Origin of the sequence: Aquitalea palustris, assembly GCF_003693445.1 — a bacterium.
Lineage (GTDB): Bacteria > Pseudomonadota > Gammaproteobacteria > Burkholderiales > Chromobacteriaceae > Aquitalea > Aquitalea palustris.
In genome coordinates this window covers 40,747-66,228 of sequence record NZ_RFAR01000051.1, presented here as the reverse complement: position 1 = coordinate 66,228, position 25,482 = coordinate 40,747, and the positions used below count along the sequence as shown (strand labels likewise).

Annotated in this window: 22 protein-coding genes; 2 read left to right on the top strand and 20 right to left on the bottom strand. The window is 59.4% G+C overall.

Going from position 1 to position 25,482, the window contains the following annotated elements; translation table 11 throughout:
* Positions 1-9: 9 nt before the first annotated feature.
* From flgJ to EAY64_RS12490, 10 genes are all read right to left on the bottom strand, one after another.
* Complete coding sequence (gene flgJ, locus EAY64_RS12535; RefSeq protein ID WP_103525090.1) at positions 10-969, bottom strand: flagellar assembly peptidoglycan hydrolase FlgJ; 960 nt, start codon at positions 967-969, stop codon at positions 10-12.
* Positions 970-1,059: 90 nt separating this feature from the next.
* A complete protein-coding gene (locus EAY64_RS12530; protein ID WP_103525130.1) occupies positions 1,060-2,157 on the bottom strand; it encodes a flagellar basal body P-ring protein FlgI in 1,098 nt (365 codons plus the stop codon).
* 26 nt (positions 2,158-2,183) lie between these two features.
* Positions 2,184-2,867 carry a flagellar basal body L-ring protein FlgH gene (locus tag EAY64_RS12525; protein WP_103525089.1) on the bottom strand — a complete coding sequence of 228 codons (684 nt, stop codon included), beginning with the start codon at positions 2,865-2,867 and terminating at the stop codon, positions 2,184-2,186.
* A gap of 80 nt (positions 2,868-2,947) precedes the next feature.
* A complete protein-coding gene (gene flgG, locus EAY64_RS12520) occupies positions 2,948-3,730 on the bottom strand; it encodes a flagellar basal-body rod protein FlgG (RefSeq protein ID WP_103525088.1) in 783 nt (260 codons plus the stop codon).
* A 54-nt stretch (positions 3,731-3,784) separates the two neighbouring features.
* Complete coding sequence (locus EAY64_RS12515; RefSeq protein ID WP_103525087.1) at positions 3,785-4,525, bottom strand: flagellar basal body rod protein FlgF; 741 nt, start codon at positions 4,523-4,525, stop codon at positions 3,785-3,787.
* 39 nt (positions 4,526-4,564) lie between these two features.
* On the bottom strand, positions 4,565-5,803 hold the full coding sequence (gene flgE / locus EAY64_RS12510; protein WP_103525086.1) for a flagellar hook protein FlgE: 1,239 nt from the start codon (positions 5,801-5,803) through the stop codon (positions 4,565-4,567).
* A 39-nt stretch (positions 5,804-5,842) separates the two neighbouring features.
* The gene (locus EAY64_RS12505; RefSeq protein WP_103525085.1) at positions 5,843-6,547 is read right to left on the bottom strand and encodes a flagellar hook assembly protein FlgD; all 705 of its coding nucleotides are present in this window, start codon (positions 6,545-6,547) and stop codon (positions 5,843-5,845) included.
* Between the two features lie 15 nt (positions 6,548-6,562).
* Positions 6,563-6,973: a flagellar basal body rod protein FlgC gene (gene flgC, locus EAY64_RS12500; protein WP_103525084.1), complete on the bottom strand. Its 411-nt coding sequence runs from the start codon at positions 6,971-6,973 to the stop codon at positions 6,563-6,565.
* 2 nt (positions 6,974-6,975) lie between these two features.
* Positions 6,976-7,386: a flagellar basal body rod protein FlgB gene (gene flgB, locus EAY64_RS12495; RefSeq protein ID WP_103525083.1), complete on the bottom strand. Its 411-nt coding sequence runs from the start codon at positions 7,384-7,386 to the stop codon at positions 6,976-6,978.
* A gap of 249 nt (positions 7,387-7,635) precedes the next feature.
* The gene (locus tag EAY64_RS12490) at positions 7,636-8,052 is read right to left on the bottom strand and encodes an OsmC family protein (protein ID WP_103525082.1); all 417 of its coding nucleotides are present in this window, start codon (positions 8,050-8,052) and stop codon (positions 7,636-7,638) included.
* A gap of 122 nt (positions 8,053-8,174) precedes the next feature.
* Between EAY64_RS12490 and tsaD the strand changes: the two genes are divergently transcribed.
* Both tsaD and EAY64_RS12480 read left to right on the top strand, forming a co-directional pair.
* A complete protein-coding gene (gene tsaD / locus EAY64_RS12485; protein WP_103525129.1) occupies positions 8,175-9,200 on the top strand; it encodes a tRNA (adenosine(37)-N6)-threonylcarbamoyltransferase complex transferase subunit TsaD in 1,026 nt (341 codons plus the stop codon).
* A gap of 46 nt (positions 9,201-9,246) precedes the next feature.
* Positions 9,247-11,163 (top strand): ATP-binding cassette domain-containing protein, encoded by a 1,917-nt coding sequence (locus EAY64_RS12480; RefSeq protein WP_103525081.1) that lies wholly within the window; start codon positions 9,247-9,249, stop codon positions 11,161-11,163.
* Positions 11,164-11,629: 466 nt separating this feature from the next.
* Here the strand turns inward: EAY64_RS12480 and EAY64_RS12475 are convergent, their stop codons facing one another.
* The 10 genes from EAY64_RS12475 to asd all read right to left on the bottom strand — a co-directional run bounded on the left by EAY64_RS12475 (position 11,630) and on the right by asd (position 25,345).
* The gene (locus tag EAY64_RS12475; RefSeq protein WP_103525080.1) at positions 11,630-13,030 is read right to left on the bottom strand and encodes a D-2-hydroxyglutarate dehydrogenase; all 1,401 of its coding nucleotides are present in this window, start codon (positions 13,028-13,030) and stop codon (positions 11,630-11,632) included.
* 118 nt (positions 13,031-13,148) lie between these two features.
* A complete protein-coding gene (gene accD / locus EAY64_RS12470) occupies positions 13,149-14,018 on the bottom strand; it encodes an acetyl-CoA carboxylase, carboxyltransferase subunit beta (protein ID WP_103525079.1) in 870 nt (289 codons plus the stop codon).
* A gap of 82 nt (positions 14,019-14,100) precedes the next feature.
* Positions 14,101-14,889, bottom strand: a complete 789-nt coding sequence (trpA, locus tag EAY64_RS12465; protein ID WP_103525078.1) for a tryptophan synthase subunit alpha — start codon at positions 14,887-14,889, stop codon at positions 14,101-14,103.
* Positions 14,890-14,907: 18 nt separating this feature from the next.
* Positions 14,908-16,110 (bottom strand): tryptophan synthase subunit beta, encoded by a 1,203-nt coding sequence (trpB, locus tag EAY64_RS12460; RefSeq protein WP_103525077.1) that lies wholly within the window; start codon positions 16,108-16,110, stop codon positions 14,908-14,910.
* Positions 16,097-16,720: a phosphoribosylanthranilate isomerase gene (locus EAY64_RS12455; RefSeq protein ID WP_103525076.1), complete on the bottom strand. Its 624-nt coding sequence runs from the start codon at positions 16,718-16,720 to the stop codon at positions 16,097-16,099. Before EAY64_RS12455 ends, trpB begins: the two co-directional genes overlap by 14 nt.
* A 1-nt stretch (position 16,721) precedes the next feature.
* Positions 16,722-17,510, bottom strand: a complete 789-nt coding sequence (gene truA / locus EAY64_RS12450; RefSeq protein ID WP_103525075.1) for a tRNA pseudouridine(38-40) synthase TruA — start codon at positions 17,508-17,510, stop codon at positions 16,722-16,724.
* Between the two features lie 224 nt (positions 17,511-17,734).
* Entirely contained in the window at positions 17,735-20,410 is a 2,676-nt protein-coding gene (locus tag EAY64_RS12445; protein ID WP_147456220.1) for a type IV pilus assembly protein FimV, read from the bottom strand.
* 149 nt (positions 20,411-20,559) lie between these two features.
* Positions 20,560-22,902 (bottom strand): motility hub landmark protein FimV, encoded by a 2,343-nt coding sequence (locus EAY64_RS12440; protein WP_500784350.1) that lies wholly within the window; start codon positions 22,900-22,902, stop codon positions 20,560-20,562.
* 198 nt (positions 22,903-23,100) lie between these two features.
* Positions 23,101-24,102, bottom strand: a complete 1,002-nt coding sequence (locus EAY64_RS12435; RefSeq protein ID WP_103525072.1) for an aspartate-semialdehyde dehydrogenase — start codon at positions 24,100-24,102, stop codon at positions 23,101-23,103.
* Between the two features lie 136 nt (positions 24,103-24,238).
* On the bottom strand, positions 24,239-25,345 hold the full coding sequence (asd, locus tag EAY64_RS12430) for an aspartate-semialdehyde dehydrogenase (protein WP_103525071.1): 1,107 nt from the start codon (positions 25,343-25,345) through the stop codon (positions 24,239-24,241).
* Positions 25,346-25,482: the final 137 nt, after the last annotated feature.

The following is a 25,482-nucleotide window of genomic DNA, read 5'->3' as shown; positions in this document are numbered from 1 at the left end:
AAACTTTAATCAAGAGCGCACCGCTTGCTGTGCCAGCGAAGCGGCCACATCCACCAGTTTGCGCGCATAGCGCGGATCGGTGGCATAGCCGCCGTTTTGCAAGCCTTGGGCGAAACCCTGCACATTGCGCCCCTGATTCAATGCAGCCTGATAGCGCGGAGCATTCTTCAACATGCTGGCGTAATCACTAAACGCATCGGCATACGAATCATAAGAACGGAATTTCTCCACTTTCTTTTGCGCACTACCGTTCACATATTCGGTGGTGGTAATGCTGGTGGACTTGCCTTGCCAGTCACCCGTGGCCTTGATGCCGAACAGATTGTGCGAGTTGCTGCCATCCGCATTGCGAATGGACCGCTTACCCCAGCCGCTTTCCAGCGCAGCGTGCGCCACCACAAACTCTGGCGCCACACCAAGCTGAGCAGCTGCATTGCGTGCATGTGGCAGCATGCCCTGGATAAAGCTCTTGCCATCGCTGCTTCCGGTGCTGTCTACCTGCGCCGTGGCCAGACCAGCGCTGGCTGCCTCGCTCTGCGCTGCCTGATAGGCCTTCACCCCACTCGACTGCGTAAAGCGGGTGGGCAGTACCGGGCTGGTGGCCGACGAACGCAATTTGCTGGCATCGCTACCCGCATCAAAGCCGGATTGCTTGGCGATCTGCTTGTACACCAGATCGGCAATGCCCATGCCGCCGGCACGACTCAGCGACTGCACCATCTGCTGGTCGAGCATGCCACGGTAAGTGTCCATGGCCGAGTCGCCCTCGTCGTCAAACTTGGTTTCGCGCATGGTTTTCAGCATGGTTCCCATCAGCAGGGCTTCAAACTGCGACGCCGCTTCCTTGGCCGCTCCCTTGGGGTCCTTGGCCATGCGCGAACGCAGGCTGGACATCTGGGTGGGATCCACCGCCAGCTGCTGGTTCAGGGCATCGTTTGCTGTATAGGTACTGGAAAACTGCGTCGTCATTCTTCACTCCTCCACCCGGCTAAAAGCAAGAAGCGGGCCAATAGAAAAAGGCCCCGTAACCGGGGCCTTTGACAGCAAGCAAAACAAGCGTCAGATGATCTGCAAATCCGCCTTGAGCGATCCGGCGGCCTTCATTGCCTGCAGGATGGAAATCAGGTCTTGCGGCGTGGCACCCAGTGCATTCAGTGCCGAGACAACCTGGTTGAGATTGGCGCTCTTGGCCACTTTCAGCACCTTGCCGCCATCGCTGGTCACGCTGACATTGGCCTGATTGGTGGCCACCGTCTGCCCACCGGACAAGGCCGGTGGCTGACTCACCTGCGGTGTATTGCTGATGGTCACCGTCAGGTTACCGTGTGCCACAGCGCATGGCTCCAGCTGTACTGCCTGATTCATCACGATAGAACCGGTACGGGCATTGATGATGACCAGAGGGGAAACTTCTGCCGGGTCGACGGCAAGATTTTCCATCCGCGACAGAAACTGTACCCGCTGGTTGGAATCGAAAGGTGCGCGTACTTCCACCATGCCGCCATCCACCGCGCGGGCAGTGCCACTGCCAAATGCCTTGTTGATGGCCTGTACTACACGGTTGGCCGTGGTGAAATTGGCTTCCTGCAATTCCAGATTGATGAATTCGCCACTACCCAGCGCCGTGGGCACTTCACGCTCCACCGTGGCACCACCGGCAATCCGCCCCACGCTAAGCTGGTTGACCTGGGCTTTACTACCTCCGGCAGCCGCTCCCGCGCCACCCACCAGCACATTGCCCTGGGCCATGCCGTAAATCTGTCCATCAGCACCCTTGAGTGGTGACAGCAGCAGGGTACCGCCGCGCAGACTCTTGGCATCGCCAATCGAGGAGACGGTGACATCCAGCGCCTGGCCTTTGCGCGCAAAAGCCGGCAAGGTGGCGGTCAGGCTGACCGCCGCCACGTTCTTGGGATCGACCTTGGTACCCGGCGGAATCTGCACGCCCAACTGGGTCAGCATGTTCGATAGCGACTGACCGGTAAACGGCGATGAAGTCACCTTGTCGCCGCTGCCATCCAGCCCCACCACCAGACCATAACCCAGCAATTGGTTGGAACGCACGCCGGCGATATTGGTAATGTCCTTGAGCCGGTCGGCCGCCAGCGCCTGCCCCCCCAGCATCAGCAGCAGCGCTGCCAGCAACAGTTTGTTCATGATGTCATCCAGCCCGAGCCGCATCATTAGATGGGGATGATGCTCAGGAAAAATTTGGCCAGCCAGCCCGGTTCATTGTATAGACGGTTATTACCCTTGGTTTCCTGCTCGATGCGGGCATCGGCCACCTTGAGCGAGGACACCGAGCGGTCGGCCGCGATATCACGCGGATTGACCACACCGGACAGGCGGATGGATTCGGTATCGCCATTGATGCGGACCACTTTTTCACCGCTGACCACCAAGTTGCCATTGGCCAGCACTTCGATCACGGTAACGGTAATGGAGCTGACAAAGGTGGTGGCTACCTGGTTGGTGCCCTTGCCGGTATTGTTGGCCGAGCCACTGCCAGTAATGGAAGCGCCCATGCCCTTGCCCAGGCCGCTGGGCACAAAGGGCAGCTGGATGCCACTGGTCAGGCTTTCATTAAGCGCGGAAGAGCGGGTGGCTGTGGTTTGTTCCGACTGCGAGGTCGAGGACTTTTCCTGAATCGAGATGGTCAAGGTATCGCCCACCAGCGCCGGCATCTTGTCTTCGAACATGGCGCGGTAACTGCCTGTCTGGAAGATGGAACCATTAGCCGGCATTGTACTGGCTTGCGGTTGCGGCCGGGCAGTCATCGGCAGCGTCACCAGCGGCGGTTCCTGCGCTGCACAGCCGGCAAGCAGCAAGGCCAGCACACCCGGTATCATCCATTTCAGCATTTTCATCCCGCCCTCCTCGCACCGCCTGCCGGCCATCAAGCAAAACCTGATTTTAGCGTTTAAATACCACCAGCAGAACCGGCAGCTTACATCTGTGTCAGCTTTTGCAGCATTTGGTCAGCCGTGGTGATTGCCTTGGAGTTCATTTCAAACGAACGCTGCGCGGTAATCATGTTGACCAGCTCTTCCGTCACATTGACGTTGGAACCTTCCAGGAAACCCTGCATGACCAATCCACGACTATCCGTACCCGGATCACCATCCTGCGGATCGCCCGAAGAAGCACTCTGCAAGTACAGATTATTACCAACGCTTTCCAGACCTTGCGGATTGATGAAAGTCGTCAGCTGGATGGTGCCAGCGGTTTGCGGTGCCGGATTATTGGGCAGGAAGTACTGCACTACACCAGCGGTAGAAACGGTAATTTGCGAAGCCGTGCTGGGGATATTGATATTGGGGTTCAGCTGATAGCCATCAGAAGTAACGATGTCGCCACTGGAGTTGCGCTTGAATTCCCCATCACGGGTGTAAGCAGTGGTGCCATCCGGGCGCAGGATGCGGAAAAATCCGTCACCGGTAATCGCCCAGTCCAGCGGCTGACTGCTCTGCGTCATATTGCCCTGGGTGAAGTTCTTGGCGGTGGCCACTGCCGTGGCACCGGTACCTACTTGCAAACCGGTGGGGGTGGTGCTGCCATCTGCCAGCTGCGCGCCTGGCTGACGCAGGGTCTGATAGTAAAGATCTTCGAAAATAGCGCGCCCGCGCTTGAAACCTACGGTGTTGACGTTGGCCAGGTTGTTGGAAATGACATCCAGATTGAACTGGCTGGAGTCCATCCCGGTCTTGGCAACATAAAGCGCACGCATCATGGCGGTATTTCCTCAGAATTCTTGATTTGTTATCAGTATGGGGGTGGCCAGGTCTTAGCTGATGGCCAGCAGCTGAGTGGCTTTCTGATCATTCTGATCAGCATTGGTCATCAGCTTGATATTCATGTCGTACTGGCGACCATGCGAGATCATCTGCACCAGGCTTTCCACCGCATTGACATTGCTGGCTTCCAGCGTTTCCGGCACCAGCTTGACCGAGGTATCGGCAGTGGCGGTATCGCCACTATTCATGCGGAACAAACCATCAGGGCCTTTGTACACATCCTTCACCGCGGGATTCACCAACTTGATCTGCCCCAGCAGTTGCGGGGTGCGGTCTTTGCCATTCTGCGGCACGCCCACCACCGAGCCATCCTGTCCCAGCTGCACCTGATAGCCGGTAGGTACGGTAATCGGGCCACCATCACCGGTGATGGGCAGGCCACTGCGGGTGCGCATCATGCCGTTGGCGTCCAGCACATAGCCGCCATCGCGGGTATAGGCTTCGCTACCATCCGCAGCCTGCACCGCAAAGAAACCGGGTGAACCCAGGGCGAAATCACTGGGGCTCCCGGTATGCATCAGGCTGCCCTGGCTCATGTCATGGCCAATGGTGTTGTCCACCACATAAGTACGGGTCGGTGCGCCAGGACCAACCACCGGCAGCGCACGGAAGGAGGCCAGATCGGCCTTGAAGGCATTGGTATTGGCATTGGACAGATTGTTGGCCGTGGTGGCTTGCTGCAAATCGATGTGTTTGGCACCGGTCATGGCCAGGTACAGCATCTTATCCATTGTTTCCCCGCTTCCTTAGGCTGATCTGGCTGACATCAATCACAGATTGATGATGGTCTGCATCAAGGTGTCTTCGGTCTTGATGGTCTGGGCATTAGCCTGGTAAAAGCGCTGCGCGGTAATCATGTTCACCAGCTCGGAGGTCAGGTCCACATTGGAGTCCTCCAGTGCTTGCGACTGCACGGTGCCGGCATTGCCCGAGCCCGGCGCATTGTAGGCTGGCACACCGGAAGCCAGCGTTTGCTGCCAGCGGTTGCCGCCTTCGTTTTGCAGACCTTGCGAGTTGGTAAAAGTCGCCAGGGCCACCTGACCGATGACTTTGTTCTGACCATTGGAGAAACTGGCCATGATATTGCCATGGGTATCGATATTCATGCTGCTCAGCGTACCCGGGGCATAACCATCTACCGTTTCCGTAGGTGTACCAGATGCCTGTGCCACCTGGGTGGAGCCGGTGTAATCGACGGTAAAGGTAACAGGCGCCGAAGAGCCATTTACCGGGGTCGGAGAGAAAGTGACACTGAACGGCGTGGTATTGGTCAGATTACCCTTGGTGTCGTAATTCATGGTGTAGGTATTGGTACCGCTAGCCGGGCTGCCATCGACATAGGCAGTTACCGTCCACGGCGTACCGGTGGTGGTAGCCGTGCCCTTGACGTAATACAGGGTCAGGTTGTGCTGATTACCCAGACTGTCATACACCTGTGCGGCATTCGACCAGTTGAAGCTATTGGTATTGGTCGGATCCAACGGCGTGACTGTCGGCGGCGACAAGCGCGAATCCACGTTCACCCCCATGGTGACCTTGGTCGTCACAGCCGGCGAAATCAGATTGGTTTGCAGTTTCAGGTCGGTTACCGGGCCCTGGGTCACCACGCCATTATTGGCCATCCAGCCTTGCAGGCGGTCGTTGCCATTGACGATGTAACCATCCTTGTCCACCTGGAATTGTCCATTGCGGGTATAGGCCAGCGAACCGGTGGTAGAAGTCGGATTCTGCCGCACAATGAAAAAGCCGTTGTTGTTGATGGCAAGGTCGAGGCTGCGGCCGGTCGGGGTGATGTTACCAGCACTGAAAGACTGGGTGACCGCACTCACCTGCGAGCCGATGCCGGCACTGGTATTGGCCACGCCATAAAAGCTGGTGGAGAACAGATCGCCAAACTCGGTGCGCGAACTCTTGAAGCCGACGGTGCTGGCATTGGATACGTTGTTGCCAATGGTATCCAGCTGCGAGGACGCCGAATTCAGACCGCTCAAACCTTGTTGAAAACCCATGTTATTACTCCCCGAAACCTGTTTGCGCTAATGACTTGATTAAGACAGCTGTGCAACGTTAGCCAGACCCACGCTGGTCCCGTCTTTCATGATCAGTTGCGGCGAGCCGCTAGCCCAGCTGACGGCAGTTACCGCCTGGTTGGCATACGGCGTGGCCGTTACCGCAGTAGTGCTGGCGCTGGTGGCCTTGGCACTGAAGGTGTAATTGCCGCTGGGCAACTGCTTACCATTGGCATCCTTGCCATCCCAGTTAAAGGAATTCAGACCGCTGCTGGGGCTCTTCACCGTCAGGGTATCCACCACATTGCCATTGGCGTCGGCAATGCTGACGGTGTAGTCGGTGGCAGCGCCACTCAGATTGACTGCACCTTGCACATTGGAACCGCTGGTCAGGCTCAGCGCATTGCCCGGCACAAGTGCTTGCTTGCCGATCATGGTGGCAGCCATCAGCGACTGATTGGCAGCCTGCGACTGCACCAGGCTCTGCATGGCAGTATTGAGCGTCTGCATGCCGGATACCTGGCTGATCTGTGCCATCTGGCTGGTGATCTGGCTGTTATCCATCGGGTTCATCGGGTCCTGCGCCTGCAACTGCGTCACCAAGAGCTTGAGAAAGCGATCCTGGATACCCTGTGCACTGGTATCGGTATTGGCATTGGTCGAGCTGGTACTGCTGCCAGATGTGCTGGAACTGCCGTTCAGCATCGCATACGGATTGGCCGAGGAATTAACCGAGCTGGTCATGGCTGCTGCCTTTCATCACTGTCCAAGCTGCAGGGTCTTCTGCAGCAGGGTTTTGGCGGTATTCATCATTTCCACATTGGTCTGATACGAGCGCGAGGCGGAAATCATGTCGGACATTTCCTCGACCGGATTGACATTGGGCATGTTGACATAGCCCTTTTCGTCCGCCAGAGGGTTGCTGGGGTCGTACTTCAGCCGCGGCGGGGTCTGGTCTTCCACGATGGAAGTCACCCGCACACCAGCCACTTGCGGTTGATCAGCGGATACCGGCAAGGCGGTAAACACCACGTGGCGGCCCTTGTAAGGCTGACCGGTAGAGCTGGTGGCACTTTCCGCGTTGGCGATATTGCTGGCCACCACGTTCAGACGCATGGACTGGGCCGTCAGCGCCGAACCGGAAATGGCGAAAATATTAGCGAGCGACATGGTTACTGGCCTCCACCGGTAATGGCGGTATTCAGACTGGAAATACGCTTGCTGAGGAAGGTGAGCGTGGTCTGGTATTGCAAGGCGTTATCGGCAAAAGCAGCACGCTCCACATCCATATCCACCGTGTTACCGTCCAGGCTTTGCTGTACTGCATTGCGATACTGCACAGCGGGTTTGCCAGCACTGCCAGCACCCGTACCAGCCAGATGGCGTGTATCGGTCACATTCATCGCCAGCTTGCCCTGTCCATCCTGTGCCGATTGCAAAGCCTGCTTGAAATCAAAATCGACTGCTTTGTAATTGGGGGTATCGGCGTTGGCCACATTGCTGGCAATGACTTCCTGGCGATAGGCGCGCAGATTGAGCGCTCGCTGCTGAAAATCGAATTCCTTGCCAATCTTGTCCAACATGACCTTACCTCCTTGAATACGTCCCCATCATTAGCAGGAACCGTGCCAGGCAAAACAATCCATTCAGACCATTGATTTTATTGGGCTCAGCGCCCCCATCAGGCATCGGGCGGCCTGCCCGGACCGGCAGAAGCGGCAAGTTTTGCCGCCATCTGCACCCCGCTGCCGCTGCCGCCAAAACAAAACCGCCGACGGCCCAGGGCGTCGGCGGTTTTGATTCGGCCTTGAAAAACAGCCGGCAAACAGCTGCTAGTCTGCGCGCAGCTCGAAATCGTGGCTGATGTCAGCCGTCTTGCCCAGCATGATGGAGGCCGAGCAGTATTTTTCGGCCGACAGTTTGATGGCCCGCTCCACCACCTCGGGCTTGAGATCCCGTCCGGTCACGACAAAATGAAAATGGATCTTGGTGAATACCTTGGGCTCGGTCTCGGCGCGCTCGGCTTCCATCTCCACCCAGCAATCAGTCACCTGCTGGCGGGATTTTTTCAGGATGGAAATCACGTCATAACTGGTACAGCCGGCGGTACCCAGCAGCAGCAACTCCATCGGACGCGGCCCCAGATTGCGCCCACCGCCTTCCGGCGCACCATCCATCACCACCGCATGGCCGCTACCGCTCTCGCCCATGAAGCACACGCCATCCACCCATTTGAGTCTTGCTTTCACTGCTCCATCCTTCCGCTTTGGTTCAGCGCAAATCCGCTTAATCGCCACAGACTATCATTCCCGATTTGGGCAGACAAAGATTCACCGGTAAAATGGAAAGATTGACCTGTTATAAAGCCATCATGCTGGTACTTGGAATCGAATCATCGTGCGACGAAACCGGCGTTGCACTGTACGACCTGAAGGCGGGCCTCATTGCCCACCAACTACATACGCAAATGGCCATGCACGCCGAATACGGTGGCGTGGTGCCTGAACTGGCCAGCCGCGACCACATCCGCCGGGTCATCCCGCTCACCGAAGCCTGCCTGGCTGAAGTTGGCAAGACCCTGGCCGATGTGGATGCCATTGCCTACACCCAGGGCCCTGGCCTGGGCGGTGCCCTGCTGGTAGGGGCCAGCGTGGCCAATGCGCTGGCCTTTGGCCTGAACATTCCGGTGATCGGCGTCCATCATCTGGAAGGCCACTTGCTATCGCCATTACTGGCAGAGCCGCGACCGGACTTTCCCTTCATCGCCCTCTTGGTTTCCGGCGGCCACACCCAGCTGATGGCCGTACGCGGCATCGGCCAGTACGAGGTGCTGGGCGAAACGCTGGACGATGCAGCCGGCGAAGCCTTCGACAAGACGGCAAAACTGCTGGGGCTGCCCTATCCCGGCGGCCCGCTGCTGTCGCGTCTCGCCGAAGAGGGAGATCCGACCCGCTTCAATCTGCCACGCCCCATGCTGCACAGCGACAACCTGGACATGAGTTTCTCCGGCCTCAAGACTGCCGTGCTGACATTGAGCAAGCAGGTGGAAGCCGAGCATGGCCAGATCGACGAACAGACGCGCAAAGATATCTGCCGCGCCTTTCAGGATGCCATCGTCGAAGTGCTGGTGAGCAAATCGCTGAAAGCCCTGAAACAGACCGGCATGAAAAAGCTGGTGGTGGCCGGTGGCGTGGGTGCCAACAAGCAGCTGCGCGCCGCACTGGATCAGGCTGCTGCCCGGCGCAAGCTGGAGGTGTTCTACCCGCCTCTGGCCCTGTGCACCGACAACGGCGCCATGATTGCCTTTGCCGGCGCCATGCGACTGAAATACGCCATTGCACCCGGCAGCTATTCAATCAAACCACGCTGGGACTTGTCCGGCCTGCCCGCTGCCTAAATCACCCCGCCGGCGCAGCCTGCTGCGTCGGCCTGACAACCCGATCATGATCCAACTGAAAAACCTCAGCCTGCGTCGCGGCCTGAAAGAATTACTGGTCAACGCCAGCCTGACCCTGAACCCCGGTTACAAAACCGGCCTGGTCGGGGCCAATGGCGTAGGCAAATCCAGCCTGTTTGCCCTGCTCAAGGGCGAATTACATGCCGATGGCGGTGATGCTGACATCCCCAAGCAATGGGTGATGGCCCATGTCGCACAGGAAACGCCAGCACTGGATACCGCGGCCATCGATTACGTGCTGGATGGCGACCACGAGCTACGCCAGCTGGAGGCTGAACTCGCCGCTGCCGAAGCGCGCGACGATGGCAGCGCCATTGGTCATCTGCACGGTGAACTGGCGCGCATCGAGGCCTACTCCGCCCCGGCCCGCGCCGCCAAGCTGCTGACCGGCCTGGGCTTCGCCACCGAAGCCCACCAGCGCGCAGTCAAAAGCTTCTCCGGCGGCTGGCGCATGCGGCTGAACCTGGCGCAGGCGCTGATGTGCCGCTCCGACCTGCTGCTGCTGGATGAACCGACCAACCACCTGGATCTGGAAACCGTGCTGTGGCTGGAAGACTGGCTGCAAAGCTATCCGGGCACCTTGCTGATCATCTCGCATGATCGCGATTTCCTCGACAGTATCTGCAGCCATATTGCCGAAGTAGCCAACCAGACCCTGACGCTGTACACCGGCAATTACAGCCAGTTTGAAACCATGCGTGCGGAAAAGCTGGCGCGCCAGCAGGGCGAATTCGACAAGCAACAACGCCAGATTGCCCATCTGGAATCCTTCATCACCCGCTTCAAGGCCAAGGCCACCAAGGCCAAGCAGGCACAAAGCCGGGTCAAGGCACTGGAAAAACTGGAGCGTATCGCTCCGGCTCACGTGGCATCGCCCTTCGATTTTCACTTCGACAGCCCGGACAATCTGCCCAACCCGCTATTGCGGCTGGACAAGGTGAATATCGGCTACGGCGCCACCACCATCTTGCAAGGCTTGTCGCTGTCAGTGGAAGCCGGCAGCCGCATTGGCCTGCTGGGGGTGAATGGTGCCGGTAAATCCACGCTGGTGAAGCTGCTGGCGGGCGACCTGCCGCAACAGGCGGGCGAGCTTATCAAGGCGCAAACGCTGAAGATTGGCTATTTTGCCCAGCACCAGCTGGAAACCCTGCGCGTGGACGAGTCGCCGCTGCAGCATATGCAACGACTGGCCCCCACCGCACGCGAGCTGGAACTGCGCAGCTTTCTGGGCGGCTTCAATTTCCGTGGTGACAACGCGACCGACCTGGTCGGCCCGATGTCCGGCGGCGAAAAGGCCAGGCTGGCATTGGCGATGATCGTCTGGCAAAAGCCCAATCTCTTGCTGCTGGACGAACCGACCAACCATCTGGACCTGGAAATGCGCCACGCGCTGACGCTGGCCCTGCAGGACTTCTCCGGTGCGCTGATCGTGGTTTCCCACGACCGCAGCCTGCTGGAGTCCACCACCGACCTGTTCTGGCTGGTCAGCGGCGGCACGGTCACCCCGTTTGACGGCGATCTGGAAGACTATCGCCAGTGGCGGCTGGCCCAGCTGGCAGAAAGCGGCAAACCGTCCAGCGGCGACGCCCAGGCGGTCAACCGCAAGGAACAGAAGCGGCAGGAAGCCGAAGCCCGACAAAAGCTGGCCCAACTGAAAAAGCCGCTACTGAGCAAGCTCGCCAAGCTGGAAAAGCAGCTGGAACAGCTCAGCAGCGAAAAAAACCAGCTGGACGCCTTCATGTCTGGCGAAGAAGCCTACTCGGATGCCAACAAAAGCAAGCTGGCCGAGGCGGTCAAACGGCTGGGTGTGGTCAGCAGCGAACTGGCCCAGGTAGAGGAAGACTGGATGCTGCTGCAAGAAGAACTGGAAGCGCTGGAAAACAGCATGGACAGCGCGGACTAAACGCGGCTAACAAGTGCCTTGCACCGCTGGGGCAAGGCGCGCCGACGCCAACAGTAGCAGCAGTACGGCCAGGAGGCGCAAGGCCGCAACAGGTTTTGGTTGGCGGCGCTAAAGCTTGCCACCAGCGCGGCTGGGCCGGTGCCACCGACCCATGCCTCTTGCCGCCGGCGGCAATTATCCACAGCAATCAGCGGATAACTCTGTGGATAAGTACTGAACAAATAAAAAAAGTCTTTTTACCTTAACAACTTGCCGAAACTGCTCACTAAAAAGGCAGAATAGGTCAAGTTGGCTACTGATTATCTGTCCTGGGTACTTCCCTGCCTGCCAGATTGCAAAGATTAAACACAAGTCATTGATATTAATGGAAATATTCTGCTTATCTTTATTTTTTCAGCAACCATTATGAAAAAATATATGCCAGCAAGATGGCAGCCCAGGCACCGCTCCACCCAGCAGTAACAGCCTACCCTGCGCGGCGCAGCAACTTTCCCGGATTCATGATGTTATTGGGATCAAATACCGCCTTGACCCCGCGCATCAGTGCAATGTCGGCAGCACTGCGCGTTACCCCCAGATAATCGCGCTTCAACAGCCCTACGCCATGCTCGGCCGACATGCTGCCAGCAAACTCGGCTACCAGAGCAAATACCTGCTTGTTAACCGCCTCACAGGCATGACGAAATTCTTCCAGTTCCCAGCTTTCAGGCTTCAGCACATTGATATGCAGATTGCCATCGCCAATATGGCCATACCACAGCACTTCGAAATCCGGGTAATCACGGGCCAGCAAGGCTTGTAGCCACGACACGAAATCCGGCAGCCGGCTGATCACCACCGCGATGTCGTTCTTGTAGGGTGTACGCGGCGTAATGGCAGCACTGATGCCCTCGCGCAAGCGCCACAGCGCCCTGGCCTGCTGCTGCGACTGCGCCAGCACACCATCCACCACCCAGCCTTGCTCCAGGCAATGCTCAAACGCCTGCAGCACCGGCGCATCGTCCGCCGATGGCGGCAATTCGCACTCCAGCAGCACATAAAAAGGCTGCCGCTCCGCCAGTGGTGGCTGCGCCTGCCTCGCTGCCAACACATGGGTCAGGGCCTGATCGGAGAAAAACTCGAAGGCTTGCAAGGTGAGCCGGCTGCGAAAGGCATGGAACACCGCCATGATGTCGGGCAATTGCGGCACGGCCAGCAGCAATACCGCAGAGGGCGGTGCCGGATCACACAAGCGCACCGTGGCCTCCACCACCAGCCCCAGCGTGCCTTCGGAGCCGATGAACAGGTGGCGGAAGTCATAGCCGCTATTGTTCTTGTTCAGCCCCAGATTGCACTGCAGCAGCTCACCGCTGCCGGTTACCACCGTCAGGCCGGCAATCCAGTCGCGGGTCATGCCATAACGCACCACGCGGATGCCGCCGGCGTTGGTGGCGATATTGCCACCGATCTGGCTGGAGCCACTGGAAGCAAAATCCACCGGATACAGCAACCCCTGCTCCTGGGCAAAGGCCTGCAGCGCAGCCGTGACCACGCCCGCCTGGCAGCGTACGGTACGCGCCAGCGGGTCGAACTGGTCGATACGATTCATCCGCTCGAAGGACAACACCACCTCGCCCTGCGCTGCCACGGCACCGCCGGACAAGCCGGTACGACCGCCGGACGGCACAATGGCAACACCCTGCGCATTGGCCCAGCGCACCACGGCCTGCACTTCCTCAATACTGAGCGGGAACACCACTGCCGCGGCCTGTGGCCTGGTGTAGCGGGTCCAGTCCTGGCCGTAACGGTCCAGCGAATCGGCATCGCAATGAATACGCTCGGCAGGAATGATGGCTTGCAAGGCAGAAAGTTGGGGCGAGGTGAGCACGACAAGATCCAGACAGAAAAGTGGCAGCGGCTACCATAGCACGCGGCAAAACAAATAAAAAAGCCGCTTACCTTGGGAAGGTAAGCGGCCTGCATCACATCGTGACTGTCAGCAAGAATCAGGCAACAGCAGCCTGCTTTTGCAGGATGGATACCAGTTCGGCAATCTTGCGCTTGAGTTCGCGGCGATCGACGATCATGTCGATGGCACCCTTTTCCAGCAGGAATTCCGAACGCTGGAAGCCTTCCGGCAGGGTTTCGCGCACGGTTTGTTCGATCACACGCGGACCGGCAAAACCAATCAGCGCACCCGGCTCGCCAATCACCACATCGCCGAGGAAGGCGAAGGAGGCAGAAACGCCACCCATGGTGGGATCAGTCAGTACCGAGATGAAAGGCAGCTGATGATCGGTCAGCAACTGCAGCGCAGCACTGGTCTTGGCCATCTGCATCAGCGAATTCAGGCCTTCCTGCATGCGTGCACCACCGGATGCCGCCACGCAGATGAACGGTGCCTTGGCCTCGATGGCAGCCTGTACGCCGCGCACAAAGCGCTCACCCACTACCGAGCCCATGGAGCCGCCGATGAAACGGAACTCAAAAGCAGCGACGACAGCAGGCATGGAATGGATGCTGCCCTGCATCACCACCAGCGCATCGTCTTCGCCGGTGCTGCTTTGTGCGGCAGCCAGACGGTCGGGATAGCGCTTGCCATCCTTGAATTTGAGGATGTCCACCGGCTTGACCTCAGCACCGATTTCACGGCGGCCTTCGTCATCCAGCAGGACATCCAGCCGCTGACGGGCATTCAGCGGATGATGATGATTACATTTCGGGCAAACCTGCAGATTGCTCTCCAGGTCGGTGTAATACAGTACGGCTTCACATGCCGGGCACTTGCTCCACAGCCCCTCCGGTACCGCTGAAGGCTTGTCAGCGCGGGAATCGCGCTTGATCTTCGGCGGCAGGAGCTTGTTCAACCAGCTCATGCTGACTCCTTGCTCAACACAACCCGGCCGGGTAAGCCGGGTTGTCAGTAAAACGGGGTGTTGTCACCCCGTTTGCGTGTCCTTAAAGAATGGCAGCCTTCAATTCGGCCACCAGACGGGTCAACCGCTCTTTGGCGGTTTGTTCTGTAGCCGCCTCGATTTCCTGCACCAGACGGCTCCCCACCACCACGGCATCGGCCGTCACGGAGATGGCCTTGGCGGTGGCGGCATCGCGAATGCCGAAGCCTACGCCGATGGGAACCTGAATATGTGCTCTAAGGGCGGCAATTTTACGCGCTACATCGTCAATGTCCAGATTTCCTGCACCGGTGACGCCTTTCAGCGACACATAGTAGACATAACCACGGGCATGGCGGGCGATTTCACGCACCCGCGCTTCCGGCGTGGTCGGTGCAATCAGGAATACCGGGTCCAGATCCGCCGCGATCAGCGCCGCCGACAGTTCTGCCGCTTCTTCCGGCGGGCAATCCACGGTCAGCACACCATCCACACCGGCAGCGTGAGCCTGTTCGGCAAAGGCGGTATAGCCCATGACAAACACCGGGTTGAGATAGCCCATCAACACCACCGGGGTGGTGGTATTGGTCTGGCGGAATTCGGCTACCAAGGCCAGCACATCGCGCAGGCCTACCTTGTGCACCAGCGCACGTTCGGATGCACGCTGGATCACCGGGCCATCGGCCATCGGATCGGAAAACGGTACCCCCAGTTCGATGATGTCGGCACCACCATCCACCAGGCCGTGCATCAGCGCAACGGTCAGCGAGGGATGCGGGTCACCGGCAGTGATAAACGGGATCAGTGCTTTCTTGCCCTCCAGGGCAGCAAAACATGCAGCAATACGTGACATAAGCCTTCCTTAGCCTGGTTAGAGCGTGATACCGGCAAGACCGGCCACGGTATTGATGTCCTTGTCGCCACGACCGGACAGATTCACCAGAATCACCTTGTCCTTGGCCATGGTCGGTGCCACCTTGGCAGCCCAGGCCAGCGCATGGCTGGATTCCAGTGCCGGGATGATGCCTTCCAGATGACAGCAATCGTGGAAGGCCGACAAGGCTTCCTTGTCGTCGATGGCGACGTATTCGGCGCGGCCGATATCCTTCAGATAGCTATGCTCCGGGCCAACACCGGGGTAATCCAGACCGGCCGATACCGAGTGGGTCTCGACAACCTGGCCATTGGCATCCTGCATCAGATAGCTCTTGGCACCGTGCAGCACGCCCACGCCAGCACCGCCGGACAGCGGCGCAGCATGCATGCCGCTGGCAATGCCATGGCCACCGGCCTCGACACCCACCATGCGCACACCGTCCACATTGATATAGGGATAGAACATGCCGATGGCGTTGGAGCCGCCACCGACGCAGGCCACCACCACATCCGGCTGACGACCGGCCACTTCCGGCATCTGCTCCTTGGATTCCTCGCCGATCACCGACAGGAAGTCGCGCACCATCATCGGATAGGGGTGCGGACCGGCCGCCGTACCCAGAATGTAGAAGGTGCTGTCGACATTGGTCACCCAGTCGCGCATGGCTTCGTTCAGCGCGTCTTTCAGGGTCTTGGAGCCGGACTCCACCGGCACCACGGTGGCACCCAGCAGCTTCATGCGGAAGACATTGGGTGACTGGCGCTTGATGTCCTCGGCACCCATGTAGACAAAGCATTCCATGCCATAACGGGCAGCCACGGTAGCGGTAGCCACACCATGCTGACCGGCACCGGTTTCGGCAATCACCCGCTTCTTGCCCATGCGGCGGGCCAGCAAAGCCTGGCCGATGGCATTGCTGATCTTGTGCGCGCCGGTGTGGTTGAGATCTTCGCGCTTGAAGAAAATCTGCGCACCGCCCAGTTGCTCCGACCAGCGCTTGGCATGGTAGATGGGGCTGGGGCGGCCCACATAGTGTTTCAGCTCGTGGCGAAACTCTTCCCAGAAAGTCGGATCGGCCTTGACGCGCTCGTATTCGTTCTTGAGTTCGTCCAGTGCCGCCATCAAGGTTTCGGCAACATAGACGCCACCATACGGTCCAAAGTGGCCGTTTGCATCCGGAAGATCATACCGCTCCATGCCTTGCTCCTGATATGAACGCTGCCATTCTGGCAGCATCTTTGATTCCCTTGGCTGCTTCCACACCGCTGGAAACATCCACCGCCGCCGGCCGCACTGCGGCCACGGCTTGCTTGATATTCTGGTCGTCCAGCCCGCCGGACAAAATCAACGGCAGGGGCAGGTTTGCTGGCAGTAAAGTCCAGTCAAAGGTAGTACCGGTGCCGCCATGCGCGCCTTCGACAAAGGCGTCGGTGAGCAAGCCACGCGCGTCCGGGTATTCGGCGGCTGCCGCTGTCAGGTCGAGTCCGGGCTTCACCCGTACCGCCTTGAGATAGGGGCGCTGGAAAGAGCGGCAGAATGCCGCCGCCTCTTCACCATGAAATTGCAGGATGTCGATGCTGCACGCGGCCAGCACCTCTTCCACCCACTCGCGCTCCGGGTTGACGAACAGCGCCACCACACTGACAAAAGGCGGCAAGGCGGCAATCACCGCCTGCGCCTGCACCAGGCTGACATTGCGCGGGCTTTTCGGATAAAACACCAGGCCGATGGCATCTGCGCCCAAGCGGGCGGCTTCTGCGCCATCCTCGGGCCGGGTAATGCCGCAAATCTTGATTCTGATGCTCACATCATCTCCACAGCGCCAGGCGGGCCGGCTCGGCCTGCGATGGCAATTGGTACTGTTCCGGATAACCGACCCCGGTCAGGTACAGCCCGTCCGGCATGAAGGTAGGCGGCGCACGGGTGCGGTCCGCTGCGGCCAGCAAAGCTTCAAGGTCAGCCGTAGTCAGACTACCCTTGCCCACATAAACCAGTGCACCAACGATATTGCGCACCATATGGTGCAAGAAGGCATCGGCCAGCAGATCGAAACGGATCAGCCCACCCTCTTCGCTGATGGCCAGTTGCTGCAGGTTCTTGACCGGGCTTTTCGCCTGGCATTCCGCCGCACGGAAGCTGGAAAAATCATGCGAGCCCAGTAATACGGCAGCAGCCTGACGCATGGCCTCGACATCCAGCGGCTGGTGATACCAGCCTACCTTGCCTGCCAGCAGACAGGGACGAACCGGATGCGTCAGCAGGAAATAGCTGTAGGAGCGCGAAAAAGCGGAAAAGCGGGCGTGAAAACCCTCGTCTACCTCGCGCGCCCACACTACGGCCACCTCGGGCGGCAGATGGGCATTGACCCCGCGCACCCAGGCATTGAGCGGGCGCGTAATCTGGCTGTCGAAATGCACCACCTGCATGGCGGCGTGCACGCCAGCATCGGTACGGCCTGCGGCCAGGGTTGTAATGTCTTGTCCGGCGATCTGGCTTATAGCCTGGTTCAATCTGTCCTGGACGGTATTGCCATGCGGCTGAGTCTGCCAGCCGGAAAAGGCCCGGCCGTCATACTCGATGCCGAGCGCTATTCTCATGCCCACACCTTGCTTGCAACATCGTCCGCCGCCGCAGCCTTGGCCGGCAACAACGGACGCTAAAACGACAACTCTACCCTATCCGGCGGGGTTTACGCCATGCCGTCTTGCATGATCCGCCTGCTGGCCAGCGGCTGCTGCCACAGAAAAATCAGCCATAGCCGCGCCCAATGCAAAACGGGGGAGCATCAGCTCCCCCGCTTGCTACGGCCTGTCGGCAAGTACTAGACGGTTTGGCCGGCTTCCTTCATCAGGGCTTCTGCCGTTTCCTTGTCACCCATTTCCAGGTAAAGCTTGGCCAGTTCCATCTTGTCATTGGCCTCGGACTGCGCCTTGCCTTGCGCGGTGGCAGCCACTGGCGGTGATGGCGGCGCTGGTGGCGGCGGATCCACCTTGACCGACTCCGGCAGATCAGACAGGAAATCCATGCTCAACATTGGCTCTGGCGCCTGCTTGACCGCATTTTCCAGCTCCTGCTCACCCAGCGAAGCAAACGCATCCAGACCACTCAAAGCCGGACTGGACTCGGTGGCCGGTGGCAGCGGCGCAGGGCCGGCAGGTGGTTTGTCGAGGAAATCCATGGCCAGCGGCGCTTCCGGCTCGGGCTCAAGCGCACCCAGTTCGGCAGCCAGATCCAGCGGCGGCACATGTTCCGGCAGCGCCTCGGCAGCGATAGCTGGCGCGGCGGCCGCAGAATTGACGCGCACTGGTTCCAGGTCCAGCGGCGATGCTGCCGGTACCGGCTTGGCATCAAACAGCGGATGCTCAGGAGCCAGCGTACGGCCCAGTTCGCACACCCGCATCCACAGGGTGCTGTCCTTGCCGAAAATACCCCGTGCCGTGGTCGCCTCGGCAATGAAGCCGTCCTTGTCCGGCTGCATGGCCAGCACTTCCAGCAGTTTGTAACGCAGGTCCTGCCGCATCGGTTCACGCACCAGCCCTTCGCGCAGGATTTCCAGCGCCTGGTCGATACGACCGTAAGCAAGGTAAACCTCAGCCTCGGCAATCAGGTCAACCGAGGCCAGATCGATACCTTCGCCACGCTTGATGCCACTCATCAGTGTGGTCAACGGCCCCATGGTCAGCATGGAAGCATTATCTGCAGCCGGCTTGCCCGCGGGCTTGCCAGCGGACTCGGCAGCCTTGCGCTGCCGCAGGCGTTGCGCCACCAGCAAGGCCCCCAGGCCAACAGCAGCGGCAGCGCCGCCATACATCAGTGCACCGCTATTGCGCAGGCTGTCCAGTACATCATCCACCAGGAATGACGATTGGGCCGCTTCCGCAGCGGGCTTGGCTGGTGCCGGTGCAGCAGCCTTGACTGGCGGATGAACCGGCTCGGCCGGCTTAACTGGCTGTGCTGCCGGTGCCGATGCAACAGCTGTTGCAGGCTGGCTGGCGACAGCAGCCACGGCTGCTGCCGGCTGACTGGCCACCACAGCCAGCGCGGGCTGACTGGCCACTACGCGGGCTTCACCAGCAGCCGTACTGGCTGCTGCGGCTTTGGCAATTTGCAGATTGCGGATTTTCTGCTCCAGCTCCAGCGCCTTTTGCTGGGCCTGCAGCAAGGCCTGGTCCTGCTTTTGCAGGATGGTTTTCAGGCGATCTTCCTGGGCCGTGTCAGCCCCCCCACCCGCGGCTACCGCCTTGACTGCGCTCACCTGGGGTGCAGAGGCTGCCGGTTTCGCTGCAGGATGGGCAGCTTCGGCCACCGGCTTGCTCATCTGCTTGCTGGTGGTGACGGCATCGGACTTGGCGGGGGCTTTGGCTGCCGGCACCGGCTGCTCTTGCACCGCAGCAGGCTGTTCGGCTGCAGCCTGGGCATTGCCTGCAGCCAGGCGCCAGTCGGCAGGGTATTTCAGCGCAGCACCAGCACGCAGGCGGTTAACATCACCAGAGATGAAAGCATCCGGATTACTGCGATACAAGCGCTTGGCGATGTCCGCCTGGCTGCCACCGCCTTTTACTCTGGAGGCAATCAGCGACAGGGTATCGCCATGCAGAACCCGGTATACCTTCAAGGGCTGCACCTTCTCCGAGGCACCTGCACTCTTGCGCAGGCCAACGGAGTCGATGGCACGCTCTTCTACGGTATAGCCATTGGGATCCAGCAGCAGATTGTAATGTTTCTGCGCATGGACATTGCCGGCGCCCACTTCCAGACGGAAAGCCAGTACCGGATCATTCATCGGCTGACTACTGCGTAGCAGCAGGATGGATTTACCCGCTGGCGACTTGCTGATCTGGTGCGAGATGGAGGCAATCAGCTGCAACTGCTCACCGCTGGGCGCGCCCTGCAGGGTATCCGCAGCCAGTGCCACCCTGACATTGTCAGTCTGCTTGACTGCCGTACCAAACAACTCCAGCTCGGCCACCAGCGGCTCACCCAGTTTGGATTTCACCTTGAGCTCACCCAGGCCCAGGCTGCTCAGCCGCGGCATCTGGTCTGGCGAAACGACGTTTTTCTTGACCGTGTCATCATGAACCGGCTGCTTGTCCTTGCGCGGCGGACCATCCCTCAGGTAATCGACCTCGAACTCACGCACCAGACGGCCGGCTGGCCAGCTCATTTCCACGGCAAAGCGCAGTAACGCTTCATCGAAATGGCTGGGCCCTTTGACCAGAATCTTCTGAATACCGCCATCCGGCTTGCGAATGGCGGAAAATTTCAGCACCGGCGCGGACTGGCTGTAAGTCGACACCAGCGGGTATTTGTTGCGATCAGCCAGGCTGACCAGCACATTCCCTTGTGGATCTTCGTCCACCACGGGAATTTCCGCTTCAAAAGGCTGACCTTCCGAAGACAGGACATGAATCGGCCCCAGGCCGGCGAAGGCCGATCCTGCAGAGCCCATGCCGGCCATCAAGATGGCGAGCAAGGTCATGCTATGTTTTGAAGCCATGATCTGGACTTCCCCGATTCCTGCTTAGGCAGGTTTTATTGCTAATGAACTACCCGGCTAAAACGTGTGCCATTCAATAGTAAAACCGACAATATTGCAAAACAGCGCGGCTGGCATCACAAAACTGGACCTGATCGACAAGCTCAGCATCAGCTGCTGATTTTGGTAAGCAAAGCCTGGGCTTCCTCTTTCAAACTTCCTTGTGCTTCTCCAACCAGATCCTGCAACACTTCGCGGGCACCATCACGGTCGCCCATGTCCAGATAAACCTTGGCCAGATCAAGCTTGGTGGATAATGGATCATCCAGCAGGGTCATGCCTTCGGCCACAACCGGTGCAGGTTCAGGTGCAGGTGCGGGAGCCGCCAGCGGGGCAGCAGTCGCTGCCGGCGCAACGGGCTCAGCCGGCACAGCAGCCGGCGTGGCTGCCACCATGTCTTCATACAGCGATTCGAAGCCATCCGTGCTGGCAGCAGAAGCCGGCAACTCGAGGGTGCCGGTTTCCGGCTGGCCATGATTGTCGGCAGCCATTTCAGCAGCCAGCCCATCCAGGTTGAAATCGAAATCCAGCAAATTGGTGTCGGCTGCAGCCGGCTCGGCCGGACTTGGGGTAGCGACAGGCTCGGCCAGCGGCGCGGCTGCCAGTTCGGCATCCAGATCAAAATCCAGCATATTGGCATCCGCCACTGCCGGCGCGGATACAGGGGCATCTTCTTCGAACAAGGCTGCACGCAAGGGGTCTGCTGCCGGCTCTGCTTCGGCTACCGGTGCTGGCGGAGGCGTCTCAGCCTGCAGATCGCCAAACAGTTCGCGATCCAGATCGATGATGCCGTCGTCAACAGCAGCCGTGCTTTCCACCGGGGTGGCATCTTCCGGCAGCTGATATAGCGCATTGGCCGGATCAATACCCAGCCCCATGGCAGCCACCCTGGCCCAGGCCTGGCCCTTGCCATCGGTAGTGGCATGAAACTCGCGAGCCAGTATTTCGAAATTGGCGGCATCCGGGCGTGCGGCATACAGCTCAAGCAGTTTCTGACGTACTTCCTGGCGTGACGGATCTTTGACCAGTGCGTCCTTGAGGATTTCTTCGGCCTGCGCATCACGGCCGTAGGCCATGTATACCTCGGCTTCAGCGACCGGATCGACTTCGGCTGCATCGATATCACCGGATGCCTGGGTGAAATTGGTCATGAAGGAGTGACCGCCACTGACAGTGTGCGGCCCACCGCCCATTGCACCACGTCCCAGCACTGCATTATTCGTCTGGGTGGATAGCTGCAGCGAAGAAGCGGCGCCTGCCTTGCGGCGGCGGGCAATTAGCGCTCCCAGCAAACCCAGCAGGCCGACCCCGCCCACACCACCGGCAACCAGCGGCAGGTTGTCGATGAGGCGATCCAGCATGGAGGGTTCGGGCGGTGGTGGCGGCGGCACCAGCGGCTTGTGCACCACGGCTGGTTTTGCTGCGGGAGCGGCTTCGGCAACCGGCATGCTGGCCGGCTGTGGCGGCGCTTCCATGGCGGGGATCGACGCGGCTGCTGCTGCTGCAGCTGCCGGCTCGGCCTGCGGCTGGGAGGCCTGCGGCTTGCCGCTTTGCATGGCCTTGAGCTGCTGCTCCAGGGCCGAGATGCGGGCTTCCGCATCCTTCAGTGATTGTTCACGCGCAGAGACCTGCTGTTCCAGTACGGAAAGCTTGGGATTCGACTGCCCGGCCGGGGCATCCGGCGGCAGCACCTTGAGGACATCCCCACCCCCGCCATGCGCTTGCGGCTTGGCATCCGCTCCAGCCGGCGCAGCCGCGCCGTCTGGATGGAGGATGGCATTGACCCGCGCCGAAGACAGCGACTTGATCTTGGCGGCAGGTGGAATCTTCAGGGTAACACCCGATTTCAGCGCACTGGGATTACCATCGCTGAAAGCATGTGGATTGGCCTGCACCAGTGCGGCCATGGTCTGTTCCAGCGTGGCACCCGGCGGGACGGCCTTGGCGGCCATGCCGCGCAAGGTAGAGCCGGAGCGGGTCTGCAACACACCACGGCCAGCATTGTGGCTGGCCTTGCCCGCTTTGCCCTGATAGCGGCTGGACAGGTTTTCATCGGCGTATTGCGGTACATCCTGCACGATGGATTTGGATTGCGGCGCATTGTAGCTGGCCGGGTCAAGCAGCACGGTATATTCGCGCACCGAACGGCCGGTACTGGTTTTGGCCTCTACCACAAAGCGCAAGTAGGGATCATTGATGGGGACTGCAGAACTGACGCGAATAATGGCACCGCGTGCCGAGGGCGCCAGCTGGAAACGCAGCGCCGACATGGTGCTGGCATAATCAACATTCAGGTCACGAAAGGTATCTGGACTGGCCAGGCCGACGCGTGCGCCTTCCAGTTCATTCGAGCGCACCCCGGTCAGCTCGATGTCCGCGTGAAAGGTTTCCCCCAGGAAGGATCGCACATTGATCCTGCCAAGTCCGGCCCATACATTTGCCGAGCAAACCACGGCGACAGCCAGTACGCTCAGCTTGAATTTTGCCTGATTATTCACAGTCTACCTTCCGGCACTTATTTATCTTGATCTTATTCGCTCGGCTTGCCCATCGCAGGCAAAGAGCTGGCAACTAGTGCCATCTTAGGCCCTAGCCAAGCTTTTAGCTAGATTACATAACAACAAAACCCCGGATGAACCGGGGCTTTACATTTATTCAAACACGCCTGCTTTATACATGGACTCAGCAACCAGCACGCAATTCAATGCGGCGCCAACGCGGACATTATCTGCCGCCAGCCAGAATTGAATGGTATTACCCGTTTTACGCAGGCGGCTGATCCATACTCCATCATTACCGGTTGCTTCCATCGGCGTAATATGCCCGCCATGCTGATCGGCCGTGACGCATTGCAATCCTGCCGCCACCAGGCGATTTTTGACTTGTACCAGATCAATATCGGCAGCAACTTCCAGGCTGACCGCCCAGGAATGTCCGAAGAATACCGGCACACGTACAGCAGTGGCCTCAATCGGCAATTGCGGCTGCTGCAACAGGCGGCGCAATTCCAGCGCGATCGAACGCTCTTCCTCAGCCATACCGTCCTCATCCAGCGCACCGATCTGCGGCAGCACATTAAAGGCGATACGCTTTTCAAATACGGTATTTTCCGATTCGCGCTGCGAGAACAGGGCGGTGGTTTGCTCGGCCAGTTCTTCCAGTGCCTTTTGACCACTACCGGAAACCGACTGGTAAGTCGCCACGGTAAGACGCTTGGGCTGCAAGGGTAGCAAGGGGCGCAGCGCCATGGCCAGCGGGGTAACCGTGCAATTGGGAACGGCAACCAGTGCACCGGCTTCCAGATCCTGCAGCTGGTCGCCATTGATCGACGGCACTACCAGCGGCACTTCGGCATCCAGGCGGAAGGCCGAACTGAAATCGATGACGGTGACGCCAGCGGCACGCGCTTGCGGTACGTATTCCCGCGCCACGCTGTCACCGGCAACAAAAATGGCCAGCGCCACATTCTCGAAACCGAACTCGTCCAGCTGACGAATATCCAGCTCCAGATTGCCATAGCTGACGGTAGACGCTTCATGCTCCGGGCCATCCACGGCAAACACCCGCTCCGCCGGGAACTGGCGCTGGGCCAGTAGTTCGAGAACAGATTGGCCAACCAGGCCAGCGGCACCTACCACAGCAAGCTGCATCATCCGAATAAATCCTTACATTCTTGGAAAAGGCTGATTGTACCTCAGCCAAAAGCAAAGGGCGCGTTAAGGCGCCCTTTGCAGTGTAGTCGATTCCGGCGACAGTCCGGTTAAAGCCTTACAACAATTTCAAGCCGAATCAGCGCTCGATCAGGATACGCAGCATGCGGCGCAGCGGTTCGGCGGCACCCCACAGCAGTTGATCACCGATCACGAAGGCGGATAGGTATTCGCCACCCATATTCAGCTTGCGCACGCGACCAACACCGACTTCCAGTCCGCCGGTAATGGCAGCGGGGGTCAGTTCCTTGACGCTGATTTCGCGATCGTTCGGCACCCACTTCACCCAGTCGTTGCCGGACTTGATGATGGCTTCGACCTCAGCCAGCGGCAGGTCTTTTTTCAGCTTGATGGTCAGTGCCAGGCTATGGCAACGCATGGCGCCGATGCGCACGCACAGGCCATCCACCGGAATGGCGGCTTCGTTGCCCAGAATCTTGTTGACTTCAGCCTGACCCTTCCACTCTTCCTTGGACTGGCCGTTGTCCAGCTGTTTGTCGATCCACGGGATCAGACCACCAGCCAGCGGCGCGCCGAAGAATTCGGTCGGTACGTCTTCGCGGATGGCAGCAGCCACCTTGCGGTCGATGTCCAGAATGGCGGAGGACGGCGTAGCCAGCTCGTCAGCCACGGCAGCGTGAACCACGCCCATGCCCTTGAGCAGTTCGCGCATGTGGTTGGCACCACCGCCGGAAGCTGCCTGGTAAGTCATGGAGGACACCCACTCCACCAGACCTGCACGGAACAGGCCGCCCATGCCCATCAGCATGATGGAGTTGGTACAGTTGCCGCCGATATAGTCTTTCACGCCCTTGGCCAGTGCCGCATCGATCACATTGCGGTTGACCGGGTCCAGCACGATGACGGCATCGTCAGCCATGCGCAGGGTGGAAGCGGCGTCGATCCAGTAGCCAGTCCAGCCAGCGGCGCGCAGTTGCGGGTAGATGTCGCTGGTGTAGTCGCCGCCCTGACAGGTGACGATGGCATCCATGGCCTTCAGTTCGTCGATGTTCTTGGCGTCTTTCAATGCCGGTACGTCACGGCCGATGTCCGGGCCTTTGCCGCCGACATTGGAAGTGGTGAAAAACACCGGTTCGTTGATGACAGCGAAATCGTTCTCTTCACGCATACGTTGCATCAGCACGGAACCAACCATGCCACGCCAGCCTACAAAGCCTACTTTCACGGGTTTCTCCTGGGATCTGTCTCTAAAGTTGCGATTGGCCCGTCAACGCAAGCGTTAGCGGGCCAAGTATTTTTATTACTCCATTGTGCAGCGCGATAGCGCAGGAGGCAATGGGGTCAACCCTATCCGGGTGAAGT

Excerpts from the sequence above, each read along its gene's own strand:
- EAY64_RS12525 (WP_103525089.1), bottom strand. The coding sequence starts at position 2,867 with ATGAAAATGCTGAAATGGATGATACCGGGTGTGCTGGCCTTGCTGCTT.
- truA (WP_103525075.1), bottom strand. The coding sequence starts at position 17,510 with ATGAGAATAGCGCTCGGCATCGAGTATGACGGCCGGGCCTTTTCCGGC.
- flgE (WP_103525086.1), bottom strand. The coding sequence starts at position 5,803 with ATGGGTTTTCAACAAGGTTTGAGCGGTCTGAATTCGGCGTCCTCGCAG.
- flgG (WP_103525088.1), bottom strand. The coding sequence starts at position 3,730 with ATGATGCGTGCGCTTTATGTTGCCAAGACCGGGATGGACTCCAGCCAG.
- EAY64_RS12435 (WP_103525072.1), bottom strand. The coding sequence starts at position 24,102 with ATGATGCAGCTTGCTGTGGTAGGTGCCGCTGGCCTGGTTGGCCAATCT.
- tsaD (WP_103525129.1), top strand. The coding sequence starts at position 8,175 with ATGCTGGTACTTGGAATCGAATCATCGTGCGACGAAACCGGCGTTGCA.
- flgB (WP_103525083.1), bottom strand. The coding sequence starts at position 7,386 with ATGTTGGACAAGATTGGCAAGGAATTCGATTTTCAGCAGCGAGCGCTC.
- EAY64_RS12480 (WP_103525081.1), top strand. The coding sequence starts at position 9,247 with ATGATCCAACTGAAAAACCTCAGCCTGCGTCGCGGCCTGAAAGAATTA.
- EAY64_RS12530 (WP_103525130.1), bottom strand. The coding sequence starts at position 2,157 with ATGAACAAACTGTTGCTGGCAGCGCTGCTGCTGATGCTGGGGGGGCAG.
- EAY64_RS12445 (WP_147456220.1), bottom strand. The coding sequence starts at position 20,410 with ATGGCTTCAAAACATAGCATGACCTTGCTCGCCATCTTGATGGCCGGC.
- trpB (WP_103525077.1), bottom strand. The coding sequence starts at position 16,110 with ATGGAGCGGTATGATCTTCCGGATGCAAACGGCCACTTTGGACCGTAT.
- flgC (WP_103525084.1), bottom strand. The coding sequence starts at position 6,973 with ATGTCGCTCGCTAATATTTTCGCCATTTCCGGTTCGGCGCTGACGGCC.
- EAY64_RS12515 (WP_103525087.1), bottom strand. The coding sequence starts at position 4,525 with ATGGATAAGATGCTGTACCTGGCCATGACCGGTGCCAAACACATCGAT.
- trpA (WP_103525078.1), bottom strand. The coding sequence starts at position 14,889 with ATGTCACGTATTGCTGCATGTTTTGCTGCCCTGGAGGGCAAGAAAGCA.
- flgJ (WP_103525090.1), bottom strand. The coding sequence starts at position 969 with ATGACGACGCAGTTTTCCAGTACCTATACAGCAAACGATGCCCTGAAC.
- EAY64_RS12505 (WP_103525085.1), bottom strand. The coding sequence starts at position 6,547 with ATGACCAGCTCGGTTAATTCCTCGGCCAATCCGTATGCGATGCTGAAC.
- accD (WP_103525079.1), bottom strand. The coding sequence starts at position 14,018 with ATGAGCTGGTTGAACAAGCTCCTGCCGCCGAAGATCAAGCGCGATTCC.